Source organism: Streptomyces sp. NPDC093018 (assembly GCF_040684035.1).
GTDB lineage: Bacteria > Actinomycetota > Actinomycetes > Streptomycetales > Streptomycetaceae > Streptomyces > Streptomyces murinus.
On sequence record NZ_JBFBFF010000037.1, the window covers coordinates 1 to 10,318 of the forward strand.

Below are 10,318 nucleotides of genomic sequence, written 5' to 3' on the forward strand. Positions count from 1 at the left end.
GCACGCATGGCGATGACATCGACCGTCCAGGGCCCAAAACCGGGCAGCGCGAGCAGCCGGGCACGGGCCCCGGCCCAGTCGGACTCCACCCCCAAGTGGAGCGTACCGTCGGCGAGTTGACCCACCAGGGTGGTGAAGGTGGTGCGCCGGGTGCGGGGCATCGCCAGGGTCTCCGGGTCGACCTCGGCCAGCGCCTGGGGCGAGGGGAAGAGATGGGTGAGGCCGCCCTCGGGATCGTCCACGGGTGTGCCGTGCGCGGTGACCAGGCGGGCGGCGTGGGTGCGGGCGGCGGCCGTGGACACCTGCTGCCCCAGTACGGCCCGCACCGCGAACTCGGCCTCGTCCACCGTGCGCGGCACCCGGCGCCCGGGAGCCTTGTCGACCAGGGGGGCCAGCAGCGGATCGGTGCGCAGCCGGTCGTCGACCGCGACCGGGTCCGCGTCCAGGTCCAGCATCCGGCGGCAGCGGCTGATCGCCACCGCCAGATCCCGCAGATCGCTGAGCGTGAGACGGCAGGCGATGTGGTCCGGGCGCGGGGCCAGGGCGACGATCCCGTGCCCGTAGGGCAGCCGGAGCGTGCGGCGGTACGCGCCCTCGAGCCACTCCTCGACGCCGGGTACGGCGGTGGCGGCGAGGTGGCCGAAGAGGTTGTCCGGGTTGAGCGGGGCACGGAACGGCAACCGCAGGGACAGTGTGCCCGGGGTGGTGTCGCCCGCCGCCCGCCCGGCCGGCACTCGCCGACGCAGCTCGCTCGGGGAGAGGGCGAAGACCTCGCGGACGGTGTCGTTGAAGGCGCGGATGGAGGAGAAACCGGCCGCGAAGGCGATCTCCGCCATCGGCAGCGCGGTGGTCTCGATGAGCAGCCGCGCGGTCTGGGCGCGCTGGGCGCGGGCGAGCGCGAGGGGTCCGGCACCCAGCTCGGCGAGCAGCTGCCGCTCGACCTGGCGGGTGCTGTAGCCGAGCCGGGCGGCCAGACCCGGCACCCCCTCACGGTCCACGACCCCGTCCGTGATCAGGCGCATCGCGCGGGCCACCAGATCAGCGCGCTGGTTCCACTCCGGGGAACCGGGACTCGTGTCCGGACGGCAGCGCTTGCACGCACGGAACCCGGCCTGCTGACACGCCGCCGCACTCGGGTAGAACGTCATGTTCCCGGGCTTGGGCGGAACCACGGGGCAGCTGGGCCGGCAGTAGATCCGGGTGGTCAGCACGGCCGTGTAGAACCATCCGTCGAACCGCGCGTCCTTCGACTGCACGGCACGCACACAATGCTCCCGGTCGAAGTGCGTCGCTGTCTCCATGACTCCAGGATGACCAGGACCGAAGCGGCACGCTGGCGGAAATCCGACATCAGCGTGGGCCCCCGGACAGCGCGTCCTGCCCGGCCCAGGACGCCTGGCAACGACGTCTTGTCACACCTTCTCGTCCACCGGACGGTAGACGCTCAGCTCCCGTGCGGTCATCTCGTCGAGGACGCGCTGCCATTCAAGGACATTCTGCTCCAGCCATTCCTGTTGCATGGACAGCTCGACGCAGTAAGCCGGCACGCTTTTATCACACCTGCGCCGCGCCTCTTCTCTCCGCGCCTCGACTTCCTCGCGGCTGAGCCCCGCGGCCCGCTCCCGCACTTTCCTGCGTACCGTCTCATCGGACTCGAACACGCTTCTTCTCCATTCAGTGGCGAGCCTCACCAGGGGCACCCAGAGAAACAGCGGGAGGGGTCCCTGTCTAGCGGGTTCGCGACATCAACCATCGAGATACGAGGAAGCCTCTCTCCGGTGCGGACAGATGTGCGACTCGGCTAAGTCGTCGCGGACCGAAGAGGCTCCACGGCGCTCCACGGCCCCCAGGACACCCCATCTGACCTGCCGGTATGCGACGCAGGGCGACCGCACGGACGCGCCTCTGCCACGTTCGGGTGACGGCGGGGCGGTTGTTGATGTCGAGAACCTGCCAGAGGATGACGCCTGTTCCTGCTGGACTGGTGGACACACTCCGCATGTGAAGCCCAACTCAGGACGGAATTCATGTCCACAACAACCACCCCTTCTGTCCAATCCCCCGCACCATCAGGCCGCTCGCCCCTGATTTCCTGGCTGGCTGTCATTTCCGTGATGCTGGGGATCTTCGCCATCGTCACCACCGAAATCCTGCCGATCGGCTTGCTCACCTCGATCGGATCGAGCTTCACCATCTCGGACGGAATGGCTGGTCTCATGATGACCATGCCCGGGTTCCTGGCCGCGATTTCGGCTCCGCTGGTCACGGTGACCACGGGGCGGATCGACCGACGGGTCATGCTGGGTGTGTTCATCCTCCTGTTGGCGCTGGCCAATTTCCTCGCCGCCGTCGCGCCGAACTATTGGCTGGTCCTGGTCTCCCGCGTCATGGTGGGGGTTACCATCGGCGGCTTCTGGTCCATCGGAGCCGGTCTGGCCGGGCAGCTGGTGCCGGCCAAGTCCGTGGGCCGCGCGACCTCGGTGATCTTCTCCGCGGTGCCGCTCGGCTCGGTGCTCGGGGTACCGCTGGGCACGTTCATCGGTGATGTCGCGGGCTGGCGGATCGCGTTCCTCGCCATGGGCGGCTTCACGCTGGCCGTCCTCGCCCTGCTGCTGGTGGTGGTCCCGCCGCTCCCCGCCGACCAGGCGACCCGCCTCGACGTCCTCGGCGGCATGCTCCGCAGTGTCAACACCCGCTTCGCCCTGGTCATGACCTTCCTCGTCGTGCTCGCCCACTTCGGCACGTACACCTACGTCACACCGTTCCTTGAGCAGGTGACCCACGCGGGCTCGGGGCTCATCACGGTCTACCTGCTCATCTACGGAGCCGCCGGCATCGCCGGCAACTTCTTCGGCGGATCCACGGTGGGGCGCTATCCGCGGGCCACCTTCGCCGCGGCCGCCGCGCTGATCGCCGCCGCGACCCTGCTCCTGCCCGTCCTCGGCACGTCGGACGCGGGAGCGGTGGCACTGCTGATCGTCTGGGGCGCCGCCTACGGAGCCGTGCCGGTCTGCTCCCAGACCTGGTTCTCCAAGGCCGCGCCCGACTCCCCCGAGGCGTCCTCCGTCCTGTTCACCGCCTCCTTCCAGGCCACCATCTCCATCGGAGCCCTGGTCGGAGGGGCTGTCCTCGACCGCTCCTCACCCTCGACCGTCATGACGCTCGGCGGCCTGGCCGCCGTCCTGATGGTGCTCGTGGCCTGGGCCCACCGGGCAGGGAAGTACACGTGGCCCAAGGCCTCGTAGCCGCATCGCGCCGAGTCCGGCCGGCCTGCCCGGCATCCGCCCCACAGCGTTCAACCGCTCGTCCGGTCGCCCCGCCCCGGCGGCCGGGCGGGCGGCGCCTCCCCGTCCCACTCTCGGACCACCTCGATGAGCCAGGTGCTCACCACCGCCTATCTAAGGAGACCGTCGCTTATGTGCGGCATTGCGGGCTGGATAGATTACGGGCGCGACCTCACCCAGGAGCGCGCCATCGTCGACGCCATGACGCAGACGATGGCGTGCCGCGGTCCTGACGCCGAGGGTGTGTGGATCGACCGGCACGCCGCCATCGGGCATCGCCGGCTCTCCGTCATCGACCTGGAGGGCGGGCGTCAGCCGATGGTCGCCGAGCAGGACGGGCGCACGTTGGCGGTGCTGACCTTCAGCGGCGAGATCTACAACTACCGCGAGCTGAGGGCCGATCTGATCTCCCGCGGACACCGCTTCCGCACCGAGAGCGACACCGAGGTGGTCCTCCAGGGGTACCTGGAGTGGGGCGAGGGCCTCGTCGACAAGCTCAACGGCATGTTCGCCTTCGGCATCTGGGACGTCCGGACCCAGGAACTGCTCCTGGTGCGTGACCGGATGGGCGTCAAGCCGCTGTACTACTTCCCCACCGCGGACGGCGTCCTGTTCGGCTCGGAGCCCAAGGTCATCCTCGCCAACCCGGAGATCCCGCGCCGGGTGAACACGAACGGCCTGCGCGAACTGCTCGACATGGTGAAGACCCCCGAGCACGCCATCTTCACCGGCATGCACGAGATCCGGCCGGGACACACCGTCCGCGTCCGCCGCCAGGGGCTCGTCAAGCGCCGCTACTGGGCACTTGAGGCCAAGGAACACACGGATTCCCTCGAAACGACCATCGACACGGTCCGGGGGCTCCTCGAAGACACCGTCAGCCGGCAGCTCATCTCCGACGTACCGCTGTGCAGCCTGCTGTCCGGCGGCCTCGACTCCTCCGCCGTCACCGCGCTGGCGGCCAAGGCGCTGGCCGCCGAGGGCGCCGGACCGGTGCGGTCGTTCTCGGTCGACTTCGTCGGGGCCGCGGAGAACTTCGTCCCGGACCCGCTGCGGAGCACCCCGGACGCCCCGTTCGTCCGCGACCTGGCCCAGCACGTGGCGGCGGAGCACAAGGAGATCCTGCTCAACAGCGACAACCTGAGCGACCCCGACGTCCGGGCCGCGGTCCTGGCCGCCACCGACCTGCCGCCCATGTGGTACGGCGACCTGTGGCCCTCCCTGTACCTCCTCTTCAAGGCGGTACGGGAACGGTCCACCGTGGCCCTGTCCGGCGAATCGGCCGACGAACTCTTCGGCGGATACAGCTGGTTCCACGACCCCGAGGTCCTCACGGCCGAGACGTTCCCCTGGCTGACCACGACACCGGGGCCCTTCTACGACGGGACACCGCTGTTCGACGGGGGGCTGCTGAGCACGCTCGACATCCCCGGCTACCGGCGGTCGAGCTACGGCGACGCCATCGCCGAAGTGCCGGTCCTGCCGGGCGAGACGGGCCTGGAGAAGCGGATGCGGGAGATCAGCTACCTCAACCTGACGCGCTTCCTCAACACCCTCCTCGACCGCAAGGACCGTATGAGCATGGCGGTCGGTCTTGAGGTCCGCGTACCGTTCTGCGACCACCGGCTCGTGGAGTACGTGTTCAACGCCCCGTGGGCCATGAAGACCTTCGACGGGCGGGAGAAGAGCCTGCTGCGTGCGGCCACCCGCGACGTGCTGCCCGAGTCGATCGTGCAGCGCGTGAAGGCGCCGTACCCGAGCACACAGGACTCCGGGTACGAGAAGAAGCTCCGCGACCGGCTCGCGGAGGTGCTCGGCGGCGGCGACGCCCCCATCCTGCCGCTCCTCGACAAGGAGCGGGTCCGCGGCCGCCTCGACGGCAGCATCAGCACCGCCAGCACCCAGATCACCCGGATCGACCTGGAGGTTCCGCTCTGGCTCAACGCCTGGCTGGAAACCTACGGCGTCACGGTCGACCTGTGAGCGCGGATTCCGCATAGCCCTGCGGTCAGCCGACCGCACGGCACCCACTCTCCCGGTGGCCTCTGAATCCCCCGTCGGGGCCACCGGGTCTCTTCACCTGAGCGAACACGCGGTATCCGGCTCCGATCACCCGGAAGGCATTCCACGATGGCCGCTGCGAGACCGTACCCTCCGTCCGCGCGATCGGCTCCGCCGCCGGACGACCGGCCCGGCGAAGTGGCCGAACTGGCCGCCCACCTGGGCCGTCTCATCGGCGGGTTGCGGGTCCTGGATCTGGGCGGCATCGCCCCGGCCCCCGTCTTCCGGGCCCCGGCCGGCCCCGCTCCCACCACCCCGGGGCCCCTCGATGCAGCCCTTTGAACTCACCGTCGAGGACGCGGCGGCGGCCATCGCGGCACGCCTCCTGTCCCCCGTCGAACTCGTCGACTCCGTGCTGGACCGGTGCGAGGCGGTCGAGCAGCGGCTGCACGCGTACGTCACCGTCGTGGCGGACCGCGCGCGACAGGACGCGCGGCGGGCGGAGAAGGAGATCCGCGACGGCCTCCACCGCGGGTCGCTGCACGGCATCCCGTACGGCCTCAAGGATCTGTTCGACGTCTCCGGGATCCCCACCACGGCCAGCTCCCGCGTCTGGGCGGACCGTGTGCCCGACGGGGACAGCACGGTGGCCACGCGGCTCACGGACGCCGGCGCGATCCTGATCGGCAAGACCCACACCCACGAGTTCGCCTACGGACTGCTCACTCCGCAGACGGCCAATCCTTGGCATGCGGATGCCATCGCCGGTGGGTCGAGCGGCGGTTCGGCGGTCGCGGTGGCGGCCGGGTCGGCGCTGTTCGCGCTGGGTACCGACACCGGAGGCTCGATCCGCATCCCGGCGGCGCTCAACGGCATGGTCGGGCTGAAGCCCACGTACGGCCTGGTCTCCCGGCACGGGGTGGCGCCCCTGGCGTGGTCCCTTGACCACGTCGGCCCCATCGCCAGGACCGTCCGGGACACCGCCACCGTCCTGAGCGCGCTGGCCGGCCACGACCCGTCCGACCCCGCCAGCGCCGCCGCTCCGGCCCACTCACCCGCGGCGTACCCGGCGGGCCCGCGGGGGCTGCGGGGGCTGCGCGTCGGCGTGCCCGACACCTACTACTTCGACCGTGTCGATCCGCAGGTGGAGGCAGCCGTCCGGGAAACGGTCGAGCTGCTGCGGGAGCTCGGTGCCGCGGTGATGCCCGTGAAGCTGCCGCTGGTCGAGCACATGGAGGCCACCCAGTGGGGCCTGATGGCCCCCGAGGCGTCGGCGGTCCACGAGGAGACCCTGCGCGCGGCGCCCCACCTCTACGGCCCGGACATCCGGCTGCTGCTGGAGGCGGGAAGCCAGGTGTCCGCCCTGGACTATCTGCGCGCCCAGCGCACCCGGTCCCTCATCAGCGAGGCCTGGATCCGGCTCTTCGGCGGCGTCGACGTGCTGATCGCCCCCACCTCCCCCATCACGGCGGCACGGCGCGGTCAGGAGACCGTGCGCTGGCCGGACGGCGTGACCGAGACGGTCACCGACGCCTACGTCAGGCTCTCCTCCCCCGCCAACATCACCGGATTCCCCGCGCTCTCCCTGCCGGTCGGCACCGACTCCGCCGGGCTCCCCATCGGTGCCCAGTTGATCGCCGCGCCCTTCTCGGAGTCCGTCCTGTTCCGGGTGGGAACAGTCATCGAGGAACAGCGCACGGACACCGGCGGCCCGGCCGACGTGCCCCGGACGGTCGCCATCCACGATTCCTCAGACTCCTGAGGCAGGACCCGGAGGCTTACTCGTGAACCCTGAGTTCGTTCCGTCCCCCGAGGTGCTCCCCGAGGCCTTCTACCACGAGCTCGGGGGCGGCCGGTACGAGAGCACCCCGGCCACCGCGGGCCCGTGGAGCGCGAAGTCCCAGCACGCCGGGCCCCCTTCGGCCCTGGTGGGGCATGCGATGGAGCGGCACGTCCCGCGGCCGGGCATGCGGATCGCCCGCATGACCGTGGAGCTGTTGCGGCCGGTGCCGGTCGGGGACCTGACGGTCACGGTGCGCACGGTCAGGTCCGGCGGCAGTGTCGAGGTGCTTGAGGGAGAGATCACGGCGGCCGGCGAGACGGTGCTGCTGGCCCGGGCCTGGAGGCTGGTCGCCAGCCCGCCGTACACGCCGTCGCTGGGGCCCGTCCCGCCCGCCCCGGCCCTGCCAGGACCGCAGCCGCCGCACACCATGGCGGACGCCCATCTGGACGGTTACATCGCGGCGATGGAGTGGCGGTTCGAGGACGGCCGGGGCTTCGACTCGCTCGGTCCTGGCACCGCCTGGGCCCGCCAGCGGATCCCCTTGGTGGCCGGTGCCCCGGACTCCCCGCTGACCAGGGCGCTCACGGTGGCCGACAGCAGCTGGGCCGTCGGCTTCGAGCTGGACCACCACACGAATCTCGTCATCAACACCGATGTGACCCTCGCCCTGCACCGCGATCCCGTCGGGGAATGGCTGTGCCTGCGCTCGCACACCGAGGCCGGCCCCGGCGGTTCGGGGCTGGCCCTCGGGCAGCTCGACGACGAACTGGGGGGCTGCGGGCGGGTGTTGCAGACCTTGCTGGTCACCGAACGGCGCGACCGGCCGTGACCGGCCGCGCCGGGGGGCCGCCCCACGGCGGAGCGCGGCGCGCGCCCCGCCGGGTGCCGGCCGGGCCCGAGGGGTCAGCCGGGCCATTCGACGAGCAGGCTCCGCGGGCCCCGGAAGGAGACGTTGGCGGGGAAGTCGAAGTCCTGGTCCTGCGTCAGCCGCATGTCCGGCGCCCGCTGCGCCAGCAGATCGAGGGCGATCCGGGCCTCCATCCGCGCCAGCGGCGCCCCGATGCAGTAGTGGATGCCCTTGCCGAAGGCGAGATGGCGACGGGAGTCGCCCCGACGGATGTCGAAGGTCTCCGGGTCCTCGAAGTGCTTCGGGTCCCGGTTGGCCGCGCCGAGCAGGATGAGGACCTTGGCCTCGGCGGGGATCTCGACCCCGCCGACGTCCACCGCCCGGGTGGTGACGCGCCGCCAGGCCGGGATGCTGCTGTCGTAGCGCAGCAGCTCCTCGACCGCCTTGGAGATGAGTCCCCGGTCGGAGCAGATCGCGGCCCACTGCTCGGGGTTGGCCAGCAGCTGGCGGATCGCGTTGCCGGTGAAGCTGGTCGTGGTCTCATGGCCGGCGAAGCTGAGCCCGTAGGCGACGTTGGTGATGTCTTCGAGCGACAGCGCGTCGGGGTTCTCCTCGCGGATCCGGATCAGGTCGCTGGTGAAGTCGTCCACCGGACGCGCGGCCCGCTCGGCCACGAAGTTCTCGCAGTACTCCCAGTAGTGCGTCATGTTCGTGGCGATCTCGCGCTGCTCGTCGCCGCTCGGACGGCCCCAGCTGAACGCGATGCGGTTGCCGCACCAGCTCTTCAGCATGTCCATGTCCTCATCCGGGAATCCGATGAACGTGAAGATCATGTACGCGGGCAGCGGGTAGGTCAGCGCGCTCACCAGGTCCACCTGGCCGGGCTTGATGGCGTCCACGAGTTCCGTGGCCTTGGCCCAGACTTTCGGCTCCAGCGCGGCGATCCGCCGCGGTGAGAAGCCCGTCATGTTGTGCTTTCGAATGCGGGTGTGCCGGGGCGGGTCGCAGTCCGACATCACCGGATAGGCGCGGAACCCTTTCCTCAGAATATCCTGCGCCTCCTCCGACATGGGGAAGACCGGCTTCTGTCCGACCGCCGCGGAAAACGTTCCCGGGTCCTTGAGAACAGCCTCGATGTCGTCGTAGCGGGTTATCACCCACATATCGATGGCCGCCGCATAGAACGCCGGAGCCTCCTCCCTCACCGCGGTATGGATCGGATACGGGTCGGCTATGTATTCGTCGCCAAGCGGGTCGAAACCGTGATGCACCGGGCATCCCGCAGTCGCATCCATCGGCGTCATTGCACAACCTCCTCGACTTGGTTCCACAATTCTCCGCCATGACCGTCGAATTGAAAAAGGAAGAATCATGAAGCGTGTTATGGGATTCCCTAATGACTGAACGGATCAGTCTGCGCCGGCTGCACGCCTTCGTGGCCTGTGCCGAGGCCGGAACCATGACGGGAGCGGCGCGGCAACTGTTCGTGTCGCAAGGGGCGGTGTCGGTGGCGATCGCCCAGCTGGAACGCCAGATCGGTGTGCAGCTCCTCCTTCGTTCCAAGGCGAAGGGGCTCACGCTCACCGACGCCGGCCGCCGCCTCCTGCCGGACGCCCGGGCACTGCTGGCCCGGGCCGACGAACTTCAGGCGGGGATGCGGGACTTGGGCCACGCCCCGTCGGGCCGCCTGGTGATCGGCTGCTTCACCACCATCGCCCCGTTCCTGCTGCCCCGGGTCCTGGAGGAGTTCCAGGCCAGCCACCCCCGGGTGACCCTGGACTTCCTGGAAGGCTCCCTCACCGATCTCCAGCAGCGCCTGCTGGAAGGGGAATGCGAGGTGGCCGTTCTCTACGGCGTCGACATACAGGCCGGCATCGACTACGACACGCTCTACCCGACCACGCCGTACGTCCTGCTGCCGGCCGCTCATCCACTGGCGGCGAAGGGGGAGATCCGGCTGGCCGACCTCGCCGACCACGACATGATCGCGCTCGATGTCCCGCCCAGCCTGCGCTACTTCAATGAAGTGCTGAGCTCCGCCGGGGTGTCCCCCCGCATCCGGCACCGCACGGAGAGCTTCGAAATGGTGCGGAGCCTCGTCGCCCGGGGTGTCGGCTACTCACTGCTCATCCAGCGCCCCATCGCGGACGTCAGCTACGAGGGGCGCGGCCTGGTGATTCGCCGGATCCAGGACGACGTACGACCGCTGGATGTCGTGCTGGCCCGGCCGGCGGGTGCCCGGCTGACGGGCCGGGCCGCCGCCTTCACCGCGTTCTGCCACGCCTCGGCGGCACGCCGGTAGCGAAGTGCCGGGCCGCGGGCGCCGCGCGGCGCCCGCGGCCCGCCGGGCCAAGCCTAAAACCCCCCGCCGGGTGCGGGGGGGGGGAGGGCGGGGGCGACGGG

8 protein-coding genes are annotated in these 10,318 nt (G+C 70.4%); 5 read left to right on the forward strand and 3 right to left on the reverse strand.

All coding sequences use genetic code 11. The annotated features are described in order from the left end of the window. Positions 1-1,301: AlkA N-terminal domain-containing protein (locus AB0N90_RS37405; protein ID WP_365203930.1), on the reverse strand; the 1,301-nt coding region annotated here is incomplete at its 3' end. 111 nt (positions 1,302-1,412) lie between these two features. Continuing rightward, entirely contained in the window at positions 1,413-1,661 is a 249-nt protein-coding gene (locus tag AB0N90_RS37410; RefSeq protein WP_361683972.1) for a hypothetical protein, read from the reverse strand. 366 nt (positions 1,662-2,027) lie between these two features. On the opposite strand from AB0N90_RS37410, the gene AB0N90_RS37415 reads away from it, so the two are divergent. The 4 genes from AB0N90_RS37415 (at position 2,028) to AB0N90_RS37430 (ending at position 7,897) form a co-directional block, all read left to right on the forward strand. Beyond that, positions 2,028-3,245, forward strand: a complete 1,218-nt coding sequence (locus AB0N90_RS37415) for an MFS transporter (RefSeq protein ID WP_051850774.1) — start codon at positions 2,028-2,030, stop codon at positions 3,243-3,245. 171 nt (positions 3,246-3,416) lie between these two features. Then, the gene (gene asnB / locus AB0N90_RS37420) at positions 3,417-5,267 is read left to right on the forward strand and encodes an asparagine synthase (glutamine-hydrolyzing) (RefSeq protein WP_365203933.1); all 1,851 of its coding nucleotides are present in this window, start codon (positions 3,417-3,419) and stop codon (positions 5,265-5,267) included. Positions 5,268-5,613: 346 nt separating this feature from the next. Next, the gene (locus tag AB0N90_RS37425; RefSeq protein ID WP_365203935.1) at positions 5,614-7,047 is read left to right on the forward strand and encodes an amidase; all 1,434 of its coding nucleotides are present in this window, start codon (positions 5,614-5,616) and stop codon (positions 7,045-7,047) included. 22 nt (positions 7,048-7,069) lie between these two features. After that, positions 7,070-7,897: a thioesterase family protein gene (locus tag AB0N90_RS37430; protein ID WP_365203936.1), complete on the forward strand. Its 828-nt coding sequence runs from the start codon at positions 7,070-7,072 to the stop codon at positions 7,895-7,897. A gap of 74 nt (positions 7,898-7,971) precedes the next feature. Here the strand turns inward: AB0N90_RS37430 and AB0N90_RS37435 are convergent, their stop codons facing one another. Next, complete coding sequence (locus AB0N90_RS37435) at positions 7,972-8,883, reverse strand: cytochrome P450 (protein WP_365203937.1); 912 nt, start codon at positions 8,881-8,883, stop codon at positions 7,972-7,974. A 428-nt stretch (positions 8,884-9,311) separates the two neighbouring features. Here AB0N90_RS37435 and AB0N90_RS37440 point away from each other — a divergent pair, with 428 nt between their 5' ends. Next, positions 9,312-10,217 (forward strand): LysR family transcriptional regulator, encoded by a 906-nt coding sequence (locus AB0N90_RS37440; protein ID WP_365203938.1) that lies wholly within the window; start codon positions 9,312-9,314, stop codon positions 10,215-10,217. Positions 10,218-10,318: the final 101 nt, after the last annotated feature.

Excerpts from the sequence above, each read along its gene's own strand:
- asnB (WP_365203933.1), top strand. The coding sequence starts at position 3,417 with ATGTGCGGCATTGCGGGCTGGATAGATTACGGGCGCGACCTCACCCAG.
- AB0N90_RS37425 (WP_365203935.1), top strand. The coding sequence starts at position 5,614 with ATGCAGCCCTTTGAACTCACCGTCGAGGACGCGGCGGCGGCCATCGCG.
- AB0N90_RS37440 (WP_365203938.1), top strand. The coding sequence starts at position 9,312 with ATGACTGAACGGATCAGTCTGCGCCGGCTGCACGCCTTCGTGGCCTGT.
- AB0N90_RS37435 (WP_365203937.1), bottom strand. The coding sequence starts at position 8,883 with ATGACGGGCTTCTCACCGCGGCGGATCGCCGCGCTGGAGCCGAAAGTC.
- AB0N90_RS37415 (WP_051850774.1), top strand. The coding sequence starts at position 2,028 with ATGTCCACAACAACCACCCCTTCTGTCCAATCCCCCGCACCATCAGGC.